The 23576-nt window shown below is 66.3% G+C and carries 17 protein-coding genes; 13 read left to right on the plus strand and 4 right to left on the minus strand.

The genetic code is table 11. From position 1 onward, the window contains the following. From eda to LXM88_RS08145, 3 genes are all read left to right on the plus strand, one after another. On the plus strand, positions 1-627 hold the full coding sequence (gene eda, locus LXM88_RS08135) for a bifunctional 4-hydroxy-2-oxoglutarate aldolase/2-dehydro-3-deoxy-phosphogluconate aldolase (protein WP_034182721.1): 627 nt from the start codon (positions 1-3) through the stop codon (positions 625-627). A gap of 220 nt (positions 628-847) precedes the next feature. Beyond that, positions 848-2209 carry a GntP family permease gene (locus LXM88_RS08140; RefSeq protein WP_059687156.1) on the plus strand — a complete coding sequence of 454 codons (1362 nt, stop codon included), beginning with the start codon at positions 848-850 and terminating at the stop codon, positions 2207-2209. A 13-nt stretch (positions 2210-2222) separates the two neighbouring features. Next, a complete protein-coding gene (locus LXM88_RS08145; RefSeq protein WP_065500789.1) occupies positions 2223-2726 on the plus strand; it encodes a gluconokinase in 504 nt (167 codons plus the stop codon). 72 nt (positions 2727-2798) lie between these two features. Here LXM88_RS08145 and LXM88_RS08150 read toward each other — a convergent pair whose 3' ends face one another. Beyond that, positions 2799-3446, minus strand: coding sequence for a TetR/AcrR family transcriptional regulator (locus LXM88_RS08150; protein WP_262540923.1), 648 nt, complete (start codon positions 3444-3446; stop codon positions 2799-2801). Positions 3447-3720: 274 nt separating this feature from the next. On the opposite strand from LXM88_RS08150, the gene LXM88_RS08155 reads away from it, so the two are divergent. Beyond that, on the plus strand, positions 3721-5142 hold the full coding sequence (locus LXM88_RS08155; RefSeq protein ID WP_262540925.1) for an NAD(P)/FAD-dependent oxidoreductase: 1422 nt from the start codon (positions 3721-3723) through the stop codon (positions 5140-5142). A gap of 70 nt (positions 5143-5212) precedes the next feature. On the opposite strand, the gene purB is transcribed toward LXM88_RS08155, so the two are convergent. Continuing rightward, positions 5213-6601 carry an adenylosuccinate lyase gene (gene purB / locus LXM88_RS08160; protein ID WP_174383532.1) on the minus strand — a complete coding sequence of 463 codons (1389 nt, stop codon included), beginning with the start codon at positions 6599-6601 and terminating at the stop codon, positions 5213-5215. Between the two features lie 230 nt (positions 6602-6831). Between purB and LXM88_RS08165 the strand changes: the two genes are divergently transcribed. The 7 genes from LXM88_RS08165 to ltrA all read left to right on the plus strand — a co-directional run bounded on the left by LXM88_RS08165 (position 6832) and on the right by ltrA (position 14520). Further along, complete coding sequence (locus tag LXM88_RS08165) at positions 6832-7785, plus strand: LysR substrate-binding domain-containing protein (RefSeq protein ID WP_262540929.1); 954 nt, start codon at positions 6832-6834, stop codon at positions 7783-7785. Between the two features lie 262 nt (positions 7786-8047). Continuing rightward, entirely contained in the window at positions 8048-9334 is a 1287-nt protein-coding gene (locus LXM88_RS08170; protein ID WP_262540931.1) for a Glu/Leu/Phe/Val family dehydrogenase, read from the plus strand. Between the two features lie 228 nt (positions 9335-9562). Beyond that, positions 9563-10456 (plus strand): glutamate/aspartate ABC transporter substrate-binding protein, encoded by an 894-nt coding sequence (locus LXM88_RS08175; protein ID WP_262540933.1) that lies wholly within the window; start codon positions 9563-9565, stop codon positions 10454-10456. Positions 10457-10540: 84 nt separating this feature from the next. Then, positions 10541-11281, plus strand: a complete 741-nt coding sequence (locus LXM88_RS08180) for an amino acid ABC transporter permease (RefSeq protein WP_262540936.1) — start codon at positions 10541-10543, stop codon at positions 11279-11281. Beyond that, on the plus strand, positions 11281-11958 hold the full coding sequence (gltK, locus tag LXM88_RS08185; protein WP_111015304.1) for a glutamate/aspartate ABC transporter permease GltK: 678 nt from the start codon (positions 11281-11283) through the stop codon (positions 11956-11958). Before LXM88_RS08180 ends, gltK begins: the two co-directional genes overlap by 1 nt. Beyond that, entirely contained in the window at positions 11955-12680 is a 726-nt protein-coding gene (locus LXM88_RS08190; RefSeq protein WP_262540941.1) for an amino acid ABC transporter ATP-binding protein, read from the plus strand. Before gltK ends, LXM88_RS08190 begins: the two co-directional genes overlap by 4 nt. Before the next feature lie 472 nt (positions 12681-13152). Beyond that, positions 13153-14520, plus strand: a complete 1368-nt coding sequence (gene ltrA / locus LXM88_RS08195; RefSeq protein WP_262536617.1) for a group II intron reverse transcriptase/maturase — start codon at positions 13153-13155, stop codon at positions 14518-14520. Positions 14521-14615: 95 nt separating this feature from the next. Here the strand turns inward: ltrA and LXM88_RS08200 are convergent, their stop codons facing one another. Both LXM88_RS08200 and LXM88_RS08205 read right to left on the minus strand, forming a co-directional pair. Beyond that, entirely contained in the window at positions 14616-19871 is a 5256-nt protein-coding gene (locus LXM88_RS08200; RefSeq protein WP_262540942.1) for an autotransporter outer membrane beta-barrel domain-containing protein, read from the minus strand. Between the two features lie 639 nt (positions 19872-20510). Beyond that, complete coding sequence (locus LXM88_RS08205; protein ID WP_174421729.1) at positions 20511-21422, minus strand: class II glutamine amidotransferase; 912 nt, start codon at positions 21420-21422, stop codon at positions 20511-20513. A 214-nt stretch (positions 21423-21636) separates the two neighbouring features. On the opposite strand from LXM88_RS08205, the gene pyrC reads away from it, so the two are divergent. Together pyrC and LXM88_RS08215 are read left to right on the plus strand one after the other, a co-directional pair. After that, on the plus strand, positions 21637-22701 hold the full coding sequence (gene pyrC, locus LXM88_RS08210; RefSeq protein WP_262540945.1) for a dihydroorotase: 1065 nt from the start codon (positions 21637-21639) through the stop codon (positions 22699-22701). After that, positions 22698-23576: a DUF3025 domain-containing protein gene (locus LXM88_RS08215; protein ID WP_262540946.1), complete on the plus strand. Its 879-nt coding sequence runs from the start codon at positions 22698-22700 to the stop codon at positions 23574-23576. Before pyrC ends, LXM88_RS08215 begins: the two co-directional genes overlap by 4 nt.

Raw genomic sequence — 23576 nt, forward strand, 5'->3', positions numbered from 1 at the left:
ATGAAGACGATTGCTGAAATCGTGAAGCTGGGCCCGGTCATTCCGGTGCTCGCATTCGACTCGGTCGAGCAGGGCGAACACGTGTCGCGTGCGTTGCACGCGGGCGGCGTGAAGGTGCTCGAGATCACGCTGCGCACGCCGGCCGGCCTGGAGGCGATCCAGCGCGCGAGCCAGCTCGCGGACGACATCGTCGTCGGCGTCGGCACGATCACGAAGCCCGAGCACTGCGCGCAGGCGAAGAAGGCCGGCGCGAAGTTCGGCGTGTCGCCGGGCCTGACGAAGGACCTGCACCTCGCGTCGCTCGACGCGGGCCTGCCTCTGCTGCCGGGCGTGATGACGCCGAGCGACATCATCCAGGCACTCGAATTCGGCTACGAGATCGTGAAGTTCTTCCCCGCGCAGCAGGCCGGCGGCGTGCCGATGCTGCAGGCCTTCCACGGCCCGTTCCCGGCGCTGAAGTTCTGCCCGACGGGCGGCATTACGGTCGACACCGCGCCGAATTTCCTGAAGCTGCCGAACGTCGTGTGCGTCGGCGGCTCGTGGCTCACGCCGAAGGCCGCGCTCGCCGCGCAGGACTGGGCCGAAGTCACGCGTCTCGCGCAAGCCGCGAGCCAGCTCCCCCGTTAAGACTTGTACTAAATGGTAGTCTGACCCTCGTGAAACAAGCGCTTAATGCTTGTTTTACCGAGGGTTTTTGCTGATGGAACCGGTTCTATCCGCGGGCCGTAAAGATAAGTAAAATTCAGCGTCCTGACGGTGGGGGTCTCCCCGCTGTTTCGGAGACCTGCATAGCCGGGCATACTCGCAACGATCCGCCCGGTTCGAATAATCCCAAGGAGGAGTCCACATGGGGGCTGTCCAAGGCAGCATGCTGCTCATCTATACCGTGATCGCGATCGTGGCGTTGATCGTGATGATCGCGCGGTTCAAGATCTATCCGTTCCTGGTGCTCATCATCGTGTCGCTCGGCCTCGGCCTGGTGGTCGGGATGCCGATGGACAAGATCGTCAAGTCGTTCGAGACGGGCAACGGCAATACGCTCGGCCACATCGCGATCGTCGTCGGCCTCGGCACGATGCTCGGCAAGATGATGGCCGAATCGGGCGGCGCCGAACGGATCGCGACCACGCTGATCGACTGGTTCGGTGAAAAGAACATCCACTGGGCGATGATGTTCGTCGCGATCATCGTCGGCCTGCCGGTGTTCTTCGAAGTCGGCTTCGTGCTGCTGATCCCGATCGCGTTCAACGTCGCGAAGCGCACCGGCAAGTCGCTGCTCGTCGTCGGCCTGCCGATGGTGGCCGGCCTGTCGGTCGTGCACGGGCTGATCCCGCCGCACCCGGCCGCGCTGCTCGCGGTCCAGCAGTACGGCGCCGATATCGGCAAGACAATCGCATTCGGCCTGATCGTCGGCGTGCCGACCGCGATCGTCGCGGGCCCGCTGTTCGCGCTGACGATCTCGAAGTTCGTGAAGCTGCCGGAGAACAACCCGCTCGCCGCGCAATTCGTCGACACGCACACCGAAGGCAAGAAGCGCGAGCTGCCGGGCTTCGGCATCACGCTGTTCACGATCCTGCTGCCGGTGATCCTGATGCTGGTCGGCAGCTGGGCCGACCTGCTGTTCGCGCCGAAGACGCTGCCGAACAACCTGCTGCGCTTTGCCGGCAACTCGGACGTCGCGCTGCTGATCGCCGTGCTCGTGAGCTTCTTCACGTTCGGCAAGCTGCAGGGCTTCAACCGCGACCAGATCCAGAAGTTCTGCGGCGAGTGCCTGGCACCGATCGCCGGGATCACGCTGATCGTCGGCGCGGGCGGCGGCTTTGGCGGTATCCTGCGTGATAGCGGGATCTCGCAGCAGATCGTCGCAACCGCCACCCAGGCGCACCTGTCGCCGCTGCTGCTCGGCTGGTTCGTCGCCGCGCTGATTCGTCTGGCCACGGGCTCGGCAACGGTCGCGATGACGACGGCCTGCGGCATCGTCGCACCGATCGCGGCGGCGTCGGGCGCGGCGGTCCGTCCGGAACTGCTGGTGCTCGCGACGGGCTCGGGCTCGCTGATCTTCTCGCACGTGAACGACGGCGGCTTCTGGCTGATCAAGGAATATTTCGGGATGACGGTCGGCCAGACGTTCAAGACGTGGACGCTGCTCGAAACGATCATCTCGGTGCTCGGCCTGAGCTTCACGCTGCTGCTGAGCATGGTTTTGTAACAAGGGGTAGTCAATGATTCTGATCGCAATGGGCGTGTCGGGCGCGGGCAAGTCGCGAATCGGCGAAATGCTGGCGGAACGCCTGTCGTGCAGCTATACCGACGGCGACGCGTTTCACAGCGCGGCGAACAAGGAAAAGATGCACAACGGCATTCCGCTGACCGACGACGACCGTTGGCCGTGGCTGCGCTCGATCCGCGAGGCCATCGAGGAAAAGCAGCGCGCGGGCGAGACGGCCGTGTTCACGTGTTCGTCGCTGAAGCGTTCGTACCGCGACGTGCTGCGCGGCACCGACACCGACGTGCGGTTCGTGTATCTGAAGGGTTCGTTCGAGGTGTTGCACGAGCGCCTGAAGACCCGCACCGGCCATTTCTTCGATCCGTCGCTGCTGAAGAGCCAGCTCGACACGCTCGAGGAGCCGGGCCCGGACGAAGCGATCGTGGTCAGCATCGAGCTGACGCCCGAACAGATCGTCGATCAGGTGATGCTGAAGATCGACATCGCGCATCAGCACTGAGCACGGTTCGCGGCAATCGTCATGACAAAGGCGCCCTTCGGGGCGCCTTTTCGTTGGCGGCGCGCCAGCCGGTCAGGCCGCGTGCGCGCGCTTCGCGATGCCGTCGAGCAGCACGTCGAGCATCGTGTCGTGCACGATCTCCGGATCGAGCTGTGCATAGAGCGGGGCGGCGGACCGGACGAGCGGATGCTCGGTGTCCGACAGTGCGTTCATCTCCTCCAGCTCCACGTCGTTCGCGGGCCGCGTGAGACCGCCGGCCTCGGCGGCGGCGAGCCCGATCACGCTCGCATACCAGCCGACGCACACCGACGGCAGCGCCGCGCGCGGGATGCCGGCGTCGACCAGTGCGCGATGCACGGCCTCGATGTGCGCGAGATCGGCCGGCCCTGTGCTCATGTGGCGCTGCAGGAGCGCGAACGCGGCCGGGTGGCGCAGCGCGAGCGCGCGGTACTGGCGCGCGAGGTCGCGCAGCCGCTCGCGCCACGGCAAGGTGGGGTCGACCGGCACGAGCGAGCGCGACAGCGCGTTCGCGATCGCGCGGCTCAGGCCATCCTTCGACTTGAAGTGATACAGCACGCTCATCGGGTCGCAGCCGACCGACTGCGCGAGCTTGCGCACGCTGAACGCGGCTTCGCCGACGTCTTCGAGCAGCGCGAGCGCGGCTGCGACGATCGCGTCCTTGTCGAGGCCGCGCGGGCCCTGGGCGGGTTTGTCTTTCATCGATCGGACCGGGCAGCCGGCACAGGCCCGGCTGTAAACTTGACGAAAGCTTATTCTACACTGTAGAATTATTTCTGCGGTGTAGAAATTGGGTGTCCCGGTACTTTTCAATGCGTGCTTTCGCACGGTCCGGGACCCAGGCGGCACGAGCGTGCCCGCCGTCAACACGGGCCATCGCGCCCTTTATCTCGTTGACACCCAAGTGGAACCGGCTGCCCCACCCGCGAAGCCAACAGGCACTTCGAAGGCGGCCCAAGACCATGCAAGTGCAATCATGACTTTCAATCACAAGCCCCTGATCCAGGGCGAATCGCGTTTCGTGGAAACGCAACTGAACATCGAAAAAGACAACTGGAACTGGTGCGATCCGTCCCGCCACGACGGCGAGCGCCCGGCCAACTGGTACGAGGCGTCGCTGTCGCACCATGCGAACAGCGCGCCGCTCGCGCACGATGCCGTGTGCGACGTGCTCGTGATCGGCGCGGGCCTGCTCGGCGCATCGGCCGCGCTGCATCTAGCGGAAGCGGGCGTCGACACGATCCTCGTCGACAAGCATCACGTCGGCTCGGCCGCATCGGGCCGCAACGGCGGGCAGCTGACGCCCGGCCTCGCGCGCTGGGAAGCGGCCGACATGATCGATTACCTGTCGCACGACGATGCGAAGCGGCTGTGGCGCTTCGCGTCGGGCGAATCGATGGACCTGATCGATGCGATCGGCGCGCGTTACGCGCTCGATCTCGATCGCAAGCGCGGCCACGTCACCGCGGCCGTCCACCCCGGCCACATGAGCGCGCTGCTCGACGGCGCGGATGCGCGCCGCCATCTCGGCGACGCGGGCGTGACGCTCGTCGGCCGCCATCAGCTGCACGACGAATACGTGCGCTCGGGGCTGTACCACGGCGCGGCGATCGACGCGATCGGCGGCCAGATCCATCCGCTCGCGCTCGTGCGCGGCCTCGTGCACGGCTTCCGGCTGAACGGCGGCGCGTTGTTCGAGGGCACCGAGGTGCTCGAGCTCGACGAGACGCCCGCGGGCGTCGTCGCGACGACGCCGGGCGGCACGATCACCGCGCGCAAGGGCGTCGTGCTCGCGCTGCACAACACGACGTTCCGCCTGCTCGACGACGGCGGCACGACGACCGTGCCGTTCTTCACGTACGTGAGCGTGACGGCGCCGCTCGACGTCGATGTCGCGACGCTGATGCCGGCCGGCATGCCCGTGTACGACACGCAGTTCCAGATCGACTACTACCGGCCGGTGCGCGGCAACCGCCTGCTGTTCGGCGGGCAGGGTACCGGGTCCTGCTGGGCGCAGCCCGACGTCAACGCGTATCTGCTGACGCGGCTGAACACGGTGTTTCCGCAGGCGGACGGCAGCTTCGCGCTCGATTACTGCTGGAGCGGCGTCAGCGACTTCACGCTGAACGGCGCCACCGACAGCCGCAAGACCGACGGCCGCGTGCCGATGTACATGGTGCAGGGCTGGAGCGGCCACGGCGTCGCGCAGACGGTGCGGATCGGCAAGGCGATCTGCGACGATTTCGTCGGCCGCAACGACGATTTCTCGATGCTGACCGGCATCGACCATCGCGAGATTCCGCTCGGCCGACAGTTGTCGCCGATCGCGATTCCGGCCGCGAAAGCCGCGATGAGCGTGATGAGTGCGCTCAACCCGGGCCGGATGATTTCGTTCTGAGCGCCCGAAAAGGAAAAAGCCCGATGCGATTGCTCGCATCGGGCTTTGGTTCGTCCGGCGACGGCGGCGCTTATGCGATCCGCTTCGCGAGTTCGACGGCCTTGCCGATGTACGACGCGGGCGTCATCGCGAGCAGGCGATCCTTCGCGTCCTGCGGGATCGCGAGCGTGCCGACGAACTGCTGCAGCGCTTCGCGCGTGATGCCCTTGCCGCGCGTCAGTTCCTTCAGCTGCTCGTACGGGTTCTCGATGCCGTAGCGGCGCATCACCGTCTGCACCGGCTCGGCGAGCACTTCCCAGCAGTTGTCGAGATCTTCGTTCAGGCGCTGCGGGTTCACTTCGAGCTTGTCGAGGCCGCGGATCAGCGAGTCGTACGCGAGCAGCGAGTAGCCGAGCGCGACGCCCATGTTGCGCAGCACCGTCGAGTCGGTCAGGTCGCGCTGCCAGCGCGACACCGGCAGCTTGTCGGCGAGGTGGCGCAGCGTCGCGTTCGCGAGGCCGAGGTTGCCTTCCGAGTTTTCGAAGTCGATCGGGTTGACCTTGTGCGGCATCGTCGACGAGCCGATTTCACCGGCCTTGGTCTTCTGCTTGAAGTAGCCGACCGAGATGTAGCCCCACACGTCGCGGTCGAGGTCGAGCAGGATCGTGTTTGCGCGTGCGACCGCGTCGAACAGCTCGGCCATGTAGTCGTGCGGCTCGATCTGGATCGTGTACGGGTTGAACGTGAGCTTCAGGCGGTTCTCGATCACGTCGCGCGAGAACGCTTCCCAGTCGAATTCCGGATATGCGGAAAGATGCGCGTTGAAGTTGCCGACCGCGCCGTTCATCTTGCCGAGGATCTCGACCTTCTCGATGCGTGCGATCGCACGCGCGAGACGCGCGGCGACGTTCGCGAGTTCCTTGCCGAGCGTCGTCGGGCTGGCCGGCTGGCCGTGCGTGCGCGACAGCATCGGCTGTTCGGCATGCGCGTGCGCGAGCGCGACGAGGCGCTGGTAGACCGTGCGCAGCGCCGGCACGATCACGTGTTCGCGCGCGCCGGCGAGCATCATCCCGTGCGACGTGTTGTTGATGTCCTCGGACGTGCACGCGAAGTGGATGAACTCGCTTGCCTTCTCGAGTTCGGCCTGGCCCTTCACCGATTCCTTCAGCCAGTATTCGACGGCCTTCACGTCGTGGTTCGTCACGCGCTCGATTTCCTTGATGCGTGCGGCGTCGTGCGCGGTGAAGCGCTCGGCGAGCTGCAGCAGGAACTGCTCGGCGGCGTCGGAGAAGCGCGGGACTTCCGCGAAGCCGGCGCGCGACAGCGCGATCAGCCAGTGCACCTCGACGGTGACGCGGTGGCGCATGAAGGCGGCTTCGGAGAGCCAGTCGCGCAGCGCTTCGGTCTTGCTGGCGTAGCGGCCGTCGATGGGCGAGAGCGCGGTGAGGGCGAAAAGCGTATCGGGACGAGTGTCGGACATGATCGGGCGGGCCTTGAAGCCGGGGCAAGCGAGGGGAGGAGAATCCGGTATTTTACCATCGGCGCGGGACGATCCCGGCCGCGGCCGGCCGGCGGGTGCCGTCGCGGGCGAACGCCGCGCCGGCGCCCGTCCGCAGCGGGCCGCCGGGCCGCTCGCCACGCCGCCGGCCGGGCCCGGCCGCCGGTAGAATGCAGGCTTCTTCCCGACCGCCGCCCGCCGCGCCCGCCTGCATGGAACTGAAATGGCTCGAAGACTTCGTTTCGCTCGCGGAAACGCGCAGCTTTAGCCGGTCCGCCGAACTGCGGCACGTGTCGCAGCCGGCGTTCTCGCGGCGCATCCAGGCGCTCGAGGCATGGCTCGCGACCGAACTGATCGATCGTTCGGTCTATCCGACGCGGCTCACGCAGGCCGGGCAGATCTTCTACGAGCAGGCGCTGACGATGCTGTCGCAGGCGCACGAGGCACGCACGCTGCTGCGCGGCCACGTCGGCGCGCCGGTGCCGACGATCGAGTTCGCGGTGCCGCACACGCTGTCGCTCACGTATTTCCCGCGCTGGCTGCAGCGGATCGAGGCGAAGATGGGCCAGGTCCACACGCGGCTGCGCGCGCTGAACGTGCACGACGCGGTGCTGTCGCTCGTCGAGGGCGGCTGCGATCTCGTGATGGGTTACCACCATCCGAGCCATCCGGTCGCACTCGACCCGGCGCGCTACGACATGCTGGTCCTCGGCAGCGAGCCGATCAGCCCGTTCTCGGCGCCCGGCCGCGCCGGCCGGCCGCGCTATACGCTGCCCGGCACGGCCGACGCGCGCGTGCCGTACCTGTCGTATACGCCGAACGCGTATCTCGGCCGGATGACGGAAGTCATCGTCGCGAACGCGCCGACCCGGCTGTTCCTCGATCGCGTCTACGAAACCGACATGGCCGAAGGGCTGAAGGCGATGGCGCTTGCGGGCCACGGCGTCGCGTTCCTGCCGCACAGCGCGGTCGAGGACTCGGTTGCCGGTGGTCGCCTGATCCGGCTCGACCGGTCGGTGCGCGGCGGCGCGCATCCGTTCACGCTGACGATGGAAATCCGGCTGTACTGCGACAAGCTCGCGCTGCAGGGCGACGATCCACGCCAGAAGCTGGTGCGCGCGCTGTGGGAGGTCGTGCGCGACGAGCTGCGCGATACCGACGCCTGATTGTGGCCGCTTGATGGCGGCGGGCTGACGGCGACCTTGCGGCGCCTGTCGGACGGCTGACCGGCAGCCGGCCCGCACCCGACAACACGATTTTTCTCGGACGCGATACATGACCGATCGCGTGCGTTCTTGCGCAAATCGACCGCGGATTTGCGAAAAATCGCGATCATGCAAGAAACGCATAATCGAATAAGCAAACGGCATTGGATAAAAAAAACGGGTTTTTCGACAATGTGCGCACCTGTTGACCGTTGGAGCATCCATGTCTTCGCAATTGCAGTCCATCCCGTCCTACCTGCACGCCGACGATCTCGGACCGTGGGGCAACTACCTTCAGCAAGTCGATCGCGTCGCGCCGTACCTCGGCTCGCTGTCGCGCTGGCTCGAGACGCTGAAGCGTCCGAAGCGCATCCTGATCGTCGACTGCCCCATCGAGCTCGACAACGGCACCGTCGCGCACTTCGAAGGCTATCGCGTGCAGCACAACGTGTCGCGCGGCCCGGGCAAGGGCGGCGTGCGCTACCACCAGGACGTGACGCTGTCGGAAGTGATGGCGTTGTCCGCATGGATGTCGGTCAAGAACGCGGCCGTGAACGTGCCGTACGGCGGCGCGAAGGGCGGTATCCGCGTCGACCCGCGCAAGCTGTCGCGTGGTGAGCTCGAGCGCGTGACGCGCCGCTACACCAGCGAAATCGGCATCATCATCGGCCCGAACACCGACATTCCGGCGCCGGACGTCAACACCAACGAACAGGTGATGGCGTGGATGATGGACACCTACTCGATGAACCAGGGCCAGACGTCGACCGGCGTCGTGACCGGCAAGCCGATCGCGCTCGGCGGTTCGCTCGGCCGCAAGGAAGCAACGGGCCGCGGCGTGTTCGTCGTCGGTTCGGAAGCGGCGAAGAAGAAGGGCCTCGAAATCGCAGGCGCGCGCATCGCGGTGCAGGGCTTCGGCAACGTCGGCGGCATCGCGGCGAAGCTGTTCCAGGAAGCGGGCTCGAAGGTGATCGCGGTTCAGGATCACACGGGCACGATCTACCAGCCGGCCGGCCTCGATTCGAACAAGCTGCTCGACCACGTCGCACGCACGGGCGGTGTCGCGGGCTTCGAAGGCGCAGAGCCGATGCCGAACGACGAGTTCTGGACGGTCGAGACCGACATCCTGATCCCGGCGGCACTGGAAAACCAGATCACCGAGAAGAACGCAGCGAAGATCCGCACGAAGATCATCGTCGAAGGCGCGAACGGCCCGACGACGACGGCCGCGGACGACATCCTGAGCGCGAACGGCGTGCTCGTGATCCCCGACGTGATCGCGAACGCGGGCGGCGTGACCGTGTCGTACTTCGAATGGGTGCAGGATTTCTCGAGCTTCTTCTGGACGGAAGACGAGATCAATCACCGTCTCGAGCGCGTGATGCGCGAAGCGTTCGCCGGCGTGTGGGCGGTCTCGGAAGAGCACAAGGTGACGGTGCGTACGGCGGCGTTCATCGTCGCGTGCAAGCGCATCCTGATGGCGCGCGAAATGCGCGGCCTCTACCCCTGATCATTGACTATGATCTAGCCATGACGCAATCCATCCGGTTGCGTACATGAACCCTCGCGGGCGGTGCCGAATGCGGTGCCGCCCGCGCGCGCATTGGGGCGCGGGAAGGGGCCCGGAGCCGGGAGGAAGGCGCCGGGCAGCGCGATTCGTAGTTCGGTAAACAACCAGTACTTTCAAAAATATTACTTTGATACACTGGCGCGGGTTTTAGCCAAGGAGATGACCAAAATGAAATACCACAAGGCAGTCCTGATGGCCGCGGCGCTCTGCGCGTTCGCAAGCGGCGCGCATGCTCAGGAGACGGGCACGCTGAAGAAGATCAAGGACACGGGCGTGATCGCGCTGGGCCACCGCGAATCGTCGATCCCGTTCTCCTACTACGACCAGAGCCAGCAGGTAGTCGGCTATTCGCGCGAATTCCAGCTGAAGGTGGTCGACGCGGTGAAGAAGAAGCTGAACCTGCCGAACCTGCAGGTGAAGAACATCCCGGTCACGTCGCAGAACCGCATTCCGCTCGTGCAGAACGGCACGGTCGACATCGAGTGCGGCTCGACGACCAACAACACCGAGCGTCAGCAGCAGGCTGCCTTTTCCGACACGATCTTCGTGATCGGCACGCGCCTGATGACGAAGAAGGATTCGGGCGTCAAGGATTTCGCGGACCTGAAGGGCAAGACGGTCGTGACCACTGCCGGCACGACGTCCGAGCGCCTGCTGCGCAAGATGAACAACGACAAGCAGTTGGGCATGAACATCATCAGCGCGAAGGATCACGGCGATTCGTTCAACACGCTGGAATCGGGCCGCGCGGTTGCGTTCATGATGGATGACGCGCTGCTCGCGGGCGAGCGCGCGAAGGCGAAGCAGCCGGGCGAGTGGGTGATCGTCGGCACGCCGCAATCGGAAGAAGCGTACGGCTGCATGATGCGCAAGGGCGATGCGGACTTCAAGAAGGTCGTCGACGACGCGATCTCGCAAGTCGAGAAGTCGGGCGAAGCCGCGAAGATCTACTCGAAGTGGTTCGAGAACCCGATCCCGCCGAAGGGGCTGAACCTGAACTTCCCGCTGTCCGATTCGATGAAGAAGCTGTACGCGAACCCGAACGACAAGGCGCTCGACTGACCATACGGCCGTTGATGCAGAAATGACGCTACTGAGACGGAAGAGGCCACGCTTCTTCCGTCTCTTTTTGCTGGAGTCTTGCCCATGTCTTACCACTGGAACTGGGGCATCTTCCTGAGCCCCGTGTCGACCGGCGAGCCGACGACTTATTTCGGATGGCTGATGTCCGGCTTCCGGGTGACGATCGAAGTGTCGCTCGCCGCCTGGGTCATCGCGCTGATCGTCGGTTCGCTGTTCGGCGTGCTGCGCACGGTGCCGAACAAATGGCTGTCCGCGCTCGGCACCGCGTACGTGTCGATCTTCCGGAACATTCCGCTGATCGTGCAGTTCTTCGTCTGGTATCTCGTGATACCCGAACTGCTGCCCGCGTCGATCGGTACCTGGATCAAGCAGTTGCCGCCCGGCACGCAGTTCTTTACCGCGTCGATCGTCTGTCTCGGGCTGTTCACGGGCGCGCGCGTGTGCGAACAGGTGCGCTCGGGGATCAACGCGCTGCCGAAGGGCCAGCGCGCCGCCGGCCTCGCGATGGGCTTCACGCAATGGCAGACGTACCGCTACGTGCTGCTGCCCGTTGCGTACCGGATCATCGTGCCGCCGCTCACGTCGGAATTCCTGAACATCTTCAAGAACTCCGCCGTCGCATCGACGATCGGCCTGCTCGACCTGTCCGCGCAGGCGCGGCAGCTCGTCGACTACACCGCGCAGACCTACGAGTCGTTCATCGCGGTCACGCTCGCGTACGTGCTGATCAACCTCGTCGTGATGGCGCTCATGCGCTGGATCGAAGGCCGTACGCGGCTGCCCGGCTATATCGGAGGCAAGTGATGCATCAGTTCGACTGGAGTAGTATTCCCGGCGCGCTGCCGACGCTGTGGACAGGTGCGATCGTCACGCTGCAGATCACGCTGATCGCGATCGTCATCGGGATCGTGTGGGGCACGCTGCTGGCGCTGATGCGGCTGTCGGGCGTCAAGCCGCTCGCGTGGTTCGCGCAGGGCTACGTGACGGTGTTTCGCTCGATCCCGCTCGTGATGGTGCTGCTGTGGTTCTTCCTGATCGTGCCGCAGTTGCTGCAGGGCGTGCTCGGGCTGTCGCCGACGATCGACATCCGGCTCGCGTCGGCGATGGTCGCGTTCTCGCTGTTCGAAGCCGCGTATTATTCAGAGATCATCCGCGCCGGCATCCAGTCCGTGCCGCGCGGGCAGGTGAATGCGGCGTTCGCGCTCGGCATGAACTACTCGCACGCAATGCGCCTCGTGATCCTGCCGCAGGCGTTCCGCGCGATGGTGCCGCTGCTGCTCACGCAGGCGATCGTCCTGTTCCAGGATACGTCGCTCGTGTACGTGATCAGCCTCGCGGACTTCTTCCGCACGGCCGCCAACGTCGGCGATCGCGACGGCACGACCGTCGAGATGGTCCTGTTCGCCGGCGCATGCTATTTCGTGATTTGCTCGTTGGCGTCGGTTCTCGTCAAGAGTCTCCAGAAAAAGGTCACACGATGATTTCCATCAAGAACGTTTCCAAGTGGTACGGCCAGTTCCAGGTCCTGACCGAATGCACGACCGAGGTCAAGAAAGGCGAAGTGGTCGTCGTGTGCGGCCCGTCGGGCTCCGGCAAGTCGACGCTGATCAAGACCGTCAACGGCCTCGAGCCGTTCCAGCAGGGCGAGATCCTCGTGAACGGTCAGTCGGTCGGCGACAAGAAGACGAACCTGTCGAAGCTGCGTTCGAAGGTCGGGATGGTGTTCCAGCATTTCGAGCTGTTCCCGCACCTGTCGATCACCGAGAACCTGACGCTCGCGCAGATCAAGGTGCTCGGCCGCGGCAAGGACGAAGCGACCGACAAGGGCATGAAGCTGCTCGATCGCGTCGGCCTGAAGGCGCATGCGCACAAGTATCCGGGCCAGCTGTCGGGCGGCCAGCAGCAGCGTGTCGCGATCGCGCGCGCGCTGTCGATGGACCCGATCGCGATGCTGTTCGACGAACCGACGTCCGCGCTCGATCCCGAGATGATCAACGAAGTGCTCGACGTGATGGTCGAACTCGCGCAGGAAGGGATGACGATGATGGTCGTCACGCACGAGATGGGCTTCGCGAAGAAGGTCGCGCATCGCGTGATCTTCATGGACAAGGGCGCGATCGTCGAGGACGACCGCAAGGACGATTTCTTCTCGAATCCGAAATCGGAACGCGCGAAGGACTTCCTCGCGAAGATCCTGCACTGAGCGTTCGCGCACTGCGTGCGCTTCGTGCGCGCCAATGCGAAACCGCCCGGCCGAGCGCCGGGCGGTTTTTTTTGTGCGCCCAGCATGGGCGCACTCTTGTGGGTGCAAGTCCCACCGTAAGTTGATCACAGCGAGCGAAGCGAAGCGCAACTGCGAGAGGGTGACCGATCGTGGGGAGGAAGCGTGGAGCGAAACTGCGAGCCGATGAACAAGAACCGGATAGAAGGCGGCACCGACCAGGGCGAGCGGGCAGGAAACCGCAAAGCTCTTGTGATCAAGGAGCGGTGGCGTAAATCCGGCGGCTGTGCAGTGAAGGAGTGCGTTCTTACCTGGGGAGATCTCGCCTCATGCCTGAAAGGGCAGCGGCGTCGAGCCGGAGCGAGAAGTCAGCAGAGGCCGTAGTAGTCACAGGACAGGCCGGTGAGGCTGAAGCTGGTGACGAAGGGCCAAACGGGAAGGAGTGTTCAGCGTCATGTCGATGCGGCAGGCATTGCGTCAGATGTCCGTGCAAACGGGGCGAGCGGGAAAAGCGCGCGGTGAAGCTGCGCGTGCATCTGCTAGCGACGAAGCTTGCGGCCCGCGGCATGAATCCGGGGACACGGGGTCAGCGCTGCTGGAAGCGGCGCTGACGAGAGGGAACCTGAAGCAGGCGTTCAAACGGGTGCGGGCTAACAGGGGCGCCGCTGGCGTAGACGGCCTGGACATTAACCAGACTGCGCGTCATCTGGTGACGGCGTGGCCTGTGATTCGTGAACAGTTGCTGAAGGGGACGTACCGGCCCAGTCCGGTACGACGGGTAACGATTCCGAAACCGGATGGGGGCGAGCGCGAGCTGGGCATCCCGACGGTAACGGACCGGCTGATCCAGCAGGCGCTGCTACAGGTGCTACAGCCAGTTCTGGACCCTACCTTCAGCGAGTACAGCTACGGCTTCCGTCCGGGACGGCGTGCGCATGACGCGGTGTTAGCCGCGCAATCGTACGTGCAGTCAGGCCGGCGAACCGTGGTGGACGTTGATCTGGAGAAGTTCTTCGACCGGGTCAACCACGACATTCTGATCGATCGTGTACAGAAACGCATTGGCGACGCCGGAGTGATCCGGCTGATCCGGGCGTATCTGAACAGCGGCATCATGGATGACGGAGTGGTCCAGCAGCGGGGTCAGGGCACGCCGCAGGGCGGGCCGCTATCCCCACTGCTGGCCAACGTGCTGCTCGATGAGGTGGACAAGGAACTGGAGCGGCGGGGTCACTGCTTCGTGCGCTACGCCGACGATGCGAATGTTTATGTTCGCAGCCGTCGGGCGGGCGAGCGGGTGATGGCTCTGCTGCGACGCCTGTATGGTCGGCTGCGCCTGAAGGTCAACGAGACCAAGAGCGCAGTGGCGAGTGTGTTTGGACGCAAGTTTCTGGGCTACAGCCTGTGGGTGGCCCCGGGCGGTGTCGTGAAGCGCAAGGTGGCGGCCAAACCGCTACTGGCGTTCAAACACCGCGTTCGTGAACTGACCCGTCGATCTGGCGGGCGGAGTCTGCCAGAGGTGGTGGAACGACTACGGACCTATGTGCAAGGGTGGAAAGCGTACTTCCGGCTCGCGCAAACGCCCCGTGTCTGGTTGGAACTGGACAAGTGGCTGCGGCACCGGTTGCGAGCGATCCAGCTAAAACACTGGCGTCGTGGCACGACCATTTACCGGGAGCTGTGTGCGCTGGGGGCATCGGATGACGTTGCGCGACAGGTGGCGGCCAACAGTCGCTGCTGGTGGCGCAATAGCGACCGGCTGCTCAACAGCGTGCTGACCATCGCATACTTCGACCGGCTGGGTGTACCCCGACTCTCATAACCTCAACTTCCTGAACCGCCCGGTGCGGACCCGCATGCCGGGTGGTGTGGCAGGGGCACGGCCTTATGGCCGTCCCCTATGCCGATCGTCCGCCGTTACCAGCTGTACCGGTAGCCGACCTGCCCGACGATGCCGCGCCGGTACGCGCCGCCGATGTTGCGCGCGATCTTCGCGTTCGCGTACAACTCGCCCGCCTTGCCGAAGCCCGCGGTCACGCCGACGCCGAGTTCGTACCACGTGCGGCCGAGATGCGTCGCGAACGGCGTGCCGCCGACGACGGTCTGCCCTGGCGACAGGAAGTCGTGCAGCACGTCGGCCGTGAAGTACGGCGTCGCGGCGCCGCCGCCCGAGTTCGCCTCGAGGTTCGGACGGAAGATGCGCACGCCGACGCGGCCGCGCAGCGCGTTCGTCGTCGTGCCCGACACGGCCGACACGTTGTCGTTGAACCCGTTGAGCTTCAGGTACTGGTACATCAGTTGCGCCTGCGGCTCGATCGCGATCGGCGTGCCGCCGATGCCGAACGGCTTGCCGACCTCCTGCGACAGCGCGATGCCGAAGCCGTTCTGCGACGCCTCGTTGCCGTAGCTGTCGCGATAGCGGTTGCCGTAGTGCGTGACCTGCCCGACGCTGTCGAAATACGTGCCGTCGGACAGATAGCGCGTCCAGTAGCCGCCGACGCTCTGCGCATGCATCTCGACCGAGCCCGTCGACGTCGACAGGTTCTGCGAGTCGGCGCGCGCCATGTCGCTGAAGCTCGCGTTCGACACGCCGATGCTGGCCGTCACGCCCGCATGCGTGCTGCTGCCGGCGGGCGCCTGGTCGAGCGTCCAGTCCTTGCCGAACTGCGCGAAGAACGTGCGCTCGTCGGCCGCGAAGCGGCCCGCGTTCGCATCGAGGCTCTGGCCGCCGATGCGCCCCCACACGCCGTCGCGGTTGCCGGGCTGCCGCTTCTCGAGGTTGTAGACGTCGCCGACGCGCTCATGCAGCTTGCCGAGCGTCGAGAAGCCGTAGTCGGCGTTCAGCAGCGGCGTCAGCGCATAACCGGCGACACCAGGGCGGTATGCGAGCGTGCCGCCGCCGCCATTCCCGCTGCCGTCGCCGCCGCTGGACGGGTGGATCGGGTCGCCGGGGTCCGTCGGATCGAGTTGCGAACGCAGGTACCAGCCGTTCGCGTCGCCTTGCCCGCCGCGATAGAGCCGGTATTCGTACGCGCCGGCCTGTACCGGGCCCGCCAGATGGAATGCCGACGCGGTGGTCGTGCCGCCGTTGGCCGTGACGACCACGGGAATCCCGTCGCCGGTCGTCTGCGCGCCGGTGCCTGCCGTGTTCGCGATCTTCAGGCCGGTCGTGCCGCTCGCGGCGCCGCCGTTCACGATCAGCCGGTCGGTCGGCGATGCATCGGCGCCGAGATACGTGTTGAGCGCGATCGTGCCGCCGTTGCCGATGTAGCTGCCGGTCGTCAGCGTCTTGTAGCTGCCCGCGAGCGTCGGTGAGCCGGCCGGCGCGGCGAACGCGACAAGGCCCGCGTTGTTCAGGCTGCTCAGCACCGAGCTGTCCGTCATGCGCCACGTGCTCGTGCCGTCGATCGTCAGCGCGACCGGATCGATCCTGCCGGTCAGCGTCGTGCCGTTCGCGAGGAACACGTTGCCGGTGCTCGACGCGTCGGAGACGATGTCGCCGGCGAGGTTCACCGCCGATGCGTTGAACGTCACGTTGCTGCCGTTCGTGAGGTTCAGCAGCATGCCGTTGCCGGCCGTCACGACGGTGCCGTTGCGCACCGCGATGTCGGCCGTGCCGCCGCGCGCGGCGAATGCCGGCCCGGCGGCGGACGTCACGCTGCCGCCGTCGACGAGCACCGAGCTCGTCGCGCCGTTCGCGAGCGTGTCGGATGTCAGCACGCCGGCCGTCGCGCCCTTGAGCGTCGTGCCGGCCAACGCGAGCACGCCACCGCTGTCCGCGGTCGCGCCGTTGCCGGCTGCGCTGGCGATCGACGAACCCGTATCGCCGATGCGGCCGCCATTGCGCGCGACGACGCCGTCGGCCGCGGCCCCCGACGCGGTGACTTTCGCGCCCGACAGCAGCGCCGTCGCGCCGCCGTCCACGGCGATCGCATGCGCGCCGGCGCCCGTCGTCGCGACGGTCGTGCCGTTGGCCGCGAACGTCGAATCCGCGCCCGAAACGAACAGGCCGAGCGCGTTCGCGCCGGCGGTGCGGACGACCGTTGCCGCATCGGTCGCGATGCGTGCGCCCGCGCCGGTCGACGCGAGGCCGGCGGCGCCGTTGCCGGTGGTCGCGACCTGCGTGCCGGACAACGCGATCGTCGTGTTCGCGCCGAGGTTGTGGATCCCGCTTCCCGAGCCGCCGACCGCGATCGACGTCGCGCCGGCCGCGAGCCCGCCGCCCGATACGTTCGAGTCGATCAGCACGCCGTCGGCGCGGCCGTTCGCAACGACGGTGCCCGCGCCCGACAGCGCGACCGATGCGCCGGCGCCCGTCAGGCGCACGCCGGCAATGCCGTCGTCGGCTTCGATCGAGCCCGTGTTGGCGAGCGTCGCCGACGCACCCTGCACGAGCGCGCCGGTGCCGTCGGATACGCGGATCGTCGATGCGTTGTTCACCGTGCCGAGCGTGCCGGCCACGACGCCGGTCGAGCCGGCGCCCGTCAGCAGCACCGTGTCGCGGTTTTCGAGCGTGCCGAGGTGTTGCGCGACGAAGCCCGTCACGCCGGCCGTCGACGACGTGACGGCGGCGTCGTTGGTCAGCGTCGTCGCGACCGGTGCGCCGGTATTCGCACCGGCGAGGTCGTGCGCCTGGCCGTCGACGACGCCCGCGATCGCACCGGCCGCGTTCAGGTTGATCGTCGCGCCCGCATCGATCGTGCCCTTCGCGCCGCCTTCGACCGCGATCGCGATGCCGTTCGCGCCGTTCACGTTGTAGATCGCGTTGCCGGTCGACAGCGTGGTGCCGGTGTCGGTCGCGAGCACGCCGTGCGCACGCTGGCCGTTGACGTCGGTCGTGAGGGTGCCCGCCGCCGACGTGCCCGTGTAGGCCGCACCGCCCGCGACGCGGAACAGCGTCGAGTCGTCGGTGTCGACGCCGAGGTGCCGCGCGGCGACGTTGATCTTCGAGCCCGTGCCGTACGCGTAGAAGCCGATCTGGTTCGTGCCCGACATGAAGGCCGGCACCGCGTTGGCGCCGACGTCGATCGTCGCGCCCGAGCGCGCATGCGCGCCGATCGCGCCGGTGCCCGTCAGGTTGAGCGCGCCGTCGAGCGTGGCCTTCGCGAGCGGCCCCTCGGCCCAGACGCCGTAGTTGCGCGTGCCCGATGCCGGATCGAGGCCGCCGGCCACGTTGATCGTGCCGGTCGACGTCGCGGCCGTCGCGTTCGTGCCGGTCCCGACGACCATGATGCCGATGCCGTTCACGCCATTCAGCGTGATCGTGCCGGTGTTGGTCACGATCGCGGCGGTATCGGCCGCAAGCATGCCGACGTTCGCGAGCGGCGTGCCGGGCGCCGCGCCGTTGACGACGATCGTGCCCGCGTTGGTCAGCGTGCCGGACGACGAGCCGATGCTTGCCAGCGCGGCGCCGTTCTGCGTCTGCGAGCCGATCACGATCGTGCCGAGGTTGCGCGCGGCGCCGGAATCGCCGAGCAGGATGCCGTACGCGTGCGCGGCGAGCGCGACGTCGTTTGCCGTTCCGCCTGGCGCGTACTGCGCCGAGCGGCCGAGGTAGATCGTGCCGCCGGCCTGGTTCGTGAAGCTGCCGTTGCCGGCGACGAGGCCGCCGATCACCTGGCTGTCGAGCGTCGTCGCATTGACGCCGACATTGATCGTGCCGGCGTTCGATCCCGTCGCGCCGCCTGTCGCGGCTACCGCGTAGTTCTGCAGGTCCGGCCGGTTGCCGTCGAGCGTCCACGCGCCGACGTTCATCACGCCGTTGTTGACGAACGAGGTGCTCATACCGCTCGCATACACGCCGTTGCCTTCCGTGTACGCGTTGAAGCCGAAGTTGGCGGGCGGCGCGCTGCCGCTCGTGTCGAAATTGTCGCCGGACGCGTAGCCGGACGAGATCGTGCCGTTGTTGACGCCGCTTGCGCCGCTCAGCAGGCGCACCAACGTGAAGTCGCCCGACAGGCGCCCGTCGTTGACGAAGTGCGCGCCGCTCTCCGCGAGGACGGCCGAGCTCGAGACGATCGTATTGGTGCCGCGGAAGTCGATCTGGCCGTCCTTGCCGATATGCAGCGTCGCGTTCGCGCCGATGCCGTGCATCGCCGACAGGAAATCGATCGACAGCGTGTTCTTGTCGCCCGCGGACACGTTGTTCCGGTACTGGAAGGTTTCCTGCGAGAACGTGACGGCCTGGCCGAACGCTTTGTCGTAGGCGGCCTGCGAGCCGAGCGCGCCGCTTTGCACCGAGCGCACGAGAAAGTCGTTGTACGCGGCGAGCGATGCGGCATCTGTGACCTTCCATGTGCTGCCGTCGAACGCGGTAAAGGTGCCCGCATAGGCTGGCACGTCGAGCTGGACGTTGCCGACGGCGCCGCCGTCCGCAAGATAGTTGCCGGTAGTGAACCGGACCTGGTTGCGCGAATTCCAGTTGACGGTGCTTTTAGCGGAACCCGTGCCGTCCGCGAGGGTAAGGTCGGTCGCCTTCGCGGCCATCGAGATCGCGTTGCCGGCTGCATCGGGCGCGTTCGACGCATTGCCGATCGACACGTCGAGCGTGCCGCCGGTGCGGCCGACGGTGCCGATGCGCGTGTTCACATACTGATTGCCGTTCACGTCGTTGTAGACGGGCACGTTGGTCGCGCCGGCCGTCGACGCGGTGAACGCGGACGAGTCGTAGGTCGCGACCGACGTGCGGGTGCTGGTGATCGAGTCGGGCGTGCTGATGCTGTGCGTCTTGCCGCCGAGCGACAGCAGCGGCTGGTTCGGATTGCCCGACACGATGGTCGTGCTGCCGATCGGCGTGAGCGTGTAGCCGGCGTCGCCGCCCGCGCCTGCCCATGCACCCGTCAAGCCGACCGTGTCGCCGGCCGAGACGGTCGCGGAACCGGCCAGGTTGTCGTTGGCGGTCGGGCCGAAGCTGCCGATCGCGCAGGTGCCGCCGCTCGCGACCGTGGCGCCGCTGCCGCAGGTCGATGCCTGGGCGGCGCCCGCCGACAGCGCGGCCAGCGCGGCGCCAAGCGCCACGACACGAAGCGGCGACCGGCGAGTTGCCGTGTGGGCGGCGCGGCGGCTTGCGCCGGATTCGCCGCCCGAACGCTTGCCGCGCGTCCGTGTCGTTTCCGCGACCGCGATCCAGCAGCCGGTGGTTTCGCTCCATATCGATCGAAATGAGTGATTCACGACAAGCCCCTCTCTCTTTTTTGAAGTGGTGTTCACCGCGATGCAGTGAAATCGCAATCCGCGGTGGAGTAATGGCCGGAATGGACGTGCAGCGGCCGTGGCCGTTTCTGCGCCAATCGTGATTCGTTACACCGAGGATGGATGGAGTCTAATGATCGGAAGGGCGGTCGATTATCTAAAAAAGTAGTGAGTGTGGCGATAATGCTGATTTAATTTGGTATTTTTTGATTGTGTGATGAATCGAACTGAAAGCTTTGATGGATAAGGCTTTGGGCGATTTTTTCGACGTGAATCCGTGATTGCCGGATCGGTGGGATGGCGCACGGTTCGCATCGCGGTAGTGCGTTAGAATGCGGTTTCCGGATTATATATTTTTCGGATTTTCCGGTTTATTTGTTTTGGATTTGAATTATTTTCGCTTGGAAATTAATAAAATCAAGCGAATGTTGTGTCGCATCGAATCGATGCGCCGGAATGTGGTCCGGATGAAACGAAACCGGTACGCGGCATGCGATTTTCTCCAGCGGTGAAAGTCGCCGCATCGCGTGCGCGCGAAATCGCCTGCCGCGATCGAACGCTGCGGGCGATGGTCTTGCCGTGCGGGGAATGGAAAGGAGGAAGAGCGCCGGCCCGCCGCGCTCAGAAGTCGATCGCGTCGTCGGAATCGCCGTCGGCGGCGGTGGCGAGCGCTTCGCGTGCGTCGCGCGGCGCCGAGGCCGACGCGTCGAGCGCCGGATTGCGCAGCTTCTCGAGCACGCGTTCGGGCACCGGGATCTGCATCCGCGCGGCGACGTCGCCGCACTGGAACATGATCAGCTCGCCCGGCTCGAACGCGGTCCAGACCTCGTTGTCGGTCAGCGGCTGCGTCGCGATTACCGCGACACGATCCTCGGGCGTCGTGTATTTCGCGAAGTCGATCGACAGGTCTTCGTCGACCAGATGCGCGGTCGAGAACGGCCAGCGCCGCACGAGGTAGTGCAGCCGCGTCGAGCAGTGCGCGAACAGCGCCTGGCCGTTCGACATCAGGAAGTTGAACACGCCGTGATCGGTGATGCCGCGCGTGAGCTCGCCGACGCGCTCGAACAGTTCGGGCAGCGGCGGCTGTGCGCCGGGAAATGCCTCGCGCAGCCCCTGCATCAGCACGCAGAACGCCTGTTCGCTGTCGGTCGTGCCGACCGGGTGGTAGACGCTGCCGTCCATGTTCGGCGCATAGTCCTGCAGGTCGCCGTTATGCGCGAAGATCCAGTGCCGGCCCCACAGCTCGCGCATGAACGGATGGCTGTTCTCGAGCAGGATGTGCCCTTGTGTCGCCTTGCGGATGTGCGCGATCGTGTTCTTGGACTTGATCGGGTAGCGCTTCACCATCTCGGCGATCGGCGACGTGGCCGATGCCTGGTGATCGATGAACAGGCGGCAGGCCTTGTCTTCGAAGAAGGCGATGCCCCAGCCGTCGGCATGGTGATCGGTGAGCCCGCCCCGGGCCGCGAAACCTGTGAAGGAGAATGTGACGTCCGTCGGCGCGGCGCAGTTCATTCCTAGGAGTTGGCACATTTTACTTGGGGCGGCAGGCTGAAGCGGGGTAACGACGAGGTAACGGACCGGGCGAACCCCGGTACAATGCGGTTTCTAGCATATCACCGAGCCCTGAGCGGTAAAAAGCGGATTCCGCTGGCCAAAGGCCTCGTGTTGCGGTTTGCCGTCAGTCGGCCCGCGCACGCGCGTTCCGGCCCCGCTGATGGCCAGTCCGTTCCTCACGACGCCTCCTATGACTGCCTCGAACGCTTCCTCCCCGGCGACGCTTTCGCTCGCCCGTCCCGACGACTGGCACCTGCACCTGCGAGACGGCGACATGCTGGCCGCCGTGCTGCCGCACACCGCGCGCCAGTTCGGCCGCGCGATCGTCATGCCGAACCTGAAGCCGCCGGTGACGACCACCGCACAGGCGCAGGCCTATCGCGAACGCATCCTGGCCGCACTGCCGGCCGGGATGACGTTCGAACCGCTGATGACGCTGTACCTGACCGACAACACGCCGCCCGACGAGATCCGCCGCGCGCGCGAAAGCGGCTTCGTGCACGGCGTGAAGCTGTATCCGGCCGGCGCGACGACGAACTCCGACCACGGCGTCACCGATCTCGCGAAATGCGCGAAGACGCTCGAGGCGATGCAGGAAACGGGCATGCCGCTGCTCGTGCACGGCGAGGTGACCGATGCATCGATCGACCTGTTCGACCGCGAGAAGGTCTTCATCGACCGCGTGATGACGCCGCTGCGTCGCGATTTCCCGGGCCTGAAGGTCGTGTTCGAGCACATCACGACGAAGGATGCGGCCGACTACGTGCGCGACGCCGATGCGGCGCCGGGCCTGCTCGGCGCGACGATCACCGCGCATCACCTGCTGTACAACCGCAACGCGCTGTTCGTCGGCGGGATTCGTCCGCATTACTACTGCCTGCCCGTGCTGAAGCGCGAGACGCATCGCGTCGCGCTGGTCGAGGCCGCGACGTCGGGCAACCCGCGCTTCTTCCTCGGTACCGACAGCGCACCGCATGCGCGCGGCGCGAAGGAAACCGCGTGCGGCTGCGCAGGCTGCTACACGGCGCTGCATGCGCTCGAACTGTATGCGGAAGCGTTCGACCACGCCGGCGCGCTCGACAAGCTGGAAGGTTTCGCGAGCTTCTTCGGCGCCGATTTCTACGGGCTGCCGCGCAGCGCCGAAACGGTCACGCTCAACCGCGAGACGTGGGAACTGCCGCGCGAGATCTTCGCGGGCGACACGCCGGTCGTGCCGCTGCGCGGCGGCGAGACGATCGGCTGGAAACTCGTGTGAGCGGCGCGCCGCCGCGCGAAGCCGGTCACGTGGCCGGCAGCGGGGCGGCGGATTTTGCGCGGATCGACTGGTCCGCGCCGTGGCTTGCGCCGTATGCGGAGCCGGGCCGCGCCGCGCAGGCGGCCGCACGGGCGGGCGATGCCGCGCTGCTCGATGTGCTGAACGGCACGTTGCGCGACGGCGGGCGCGCCAGCGGTCGCGGCAGGCCGCTGCGGTTCGTGCCGCAGGCCGAACTGCCGCCCGGTGTCGCGTACGAGACCCATATTGCCGACACCGGCGGCGTGCCGACGCGCCACAATCTTCACGACTTCTTCAATGCGCTCGTCTGGTTCGCGTATCCGCGCATCAAGGCCGCGTTGAACGCGCGCCAGGCCGCCGCGATCGACGCGGCGGGCGGCGTCGGGCCGGTGCGCGGCACGCTGCGCGATGCGCTCACGCTGTTCGACGAGAATGCCGCGCTGTTCGTGACGGCCGACCGCGCGCTCGCCGATGCGCTGCGCGGCTTCGACTGGCCGCGGCTGCTGGTCGCCGCGCGCGATGCGTGGGGCACGCGCTGCGAAGCGCGGCTCGTCGGCCATGCGCTGCTCGAGAAGCTCGTCGCGCCTTACAAATCCTGCACCGCGCACACGTGGATCGTCGAAGTGAGCGCCGACTATTTTTCGTGGCCCGACGCGCAACGCATTGCGCATGTCGATGCGCATATCGCCGCCGAACTCGCGACACGCGCGTTGACGAGCCGCGATTTCTCGCCGCTGCCGGTGCTCGGCGTACCGGGCTGGTGGGACGCGAATGCCGACGCCGCGTTCTACGACGATCCGGCCGTATTTCGCAGCGGCCGCCGTACGCGTGCAGCCGGCGGCGGCGCGCAGTGCTAG

This window comes from Burkholderia sp. S-53 (assembly GCF_025560745.1).
Classification (GTDB): Bacteria; Pseudomonadota; Gammaproteobacteria; order Burkholderiales; family Burkholderiaceae; genus Burkholderia; species Burkholderia pyrrocinia.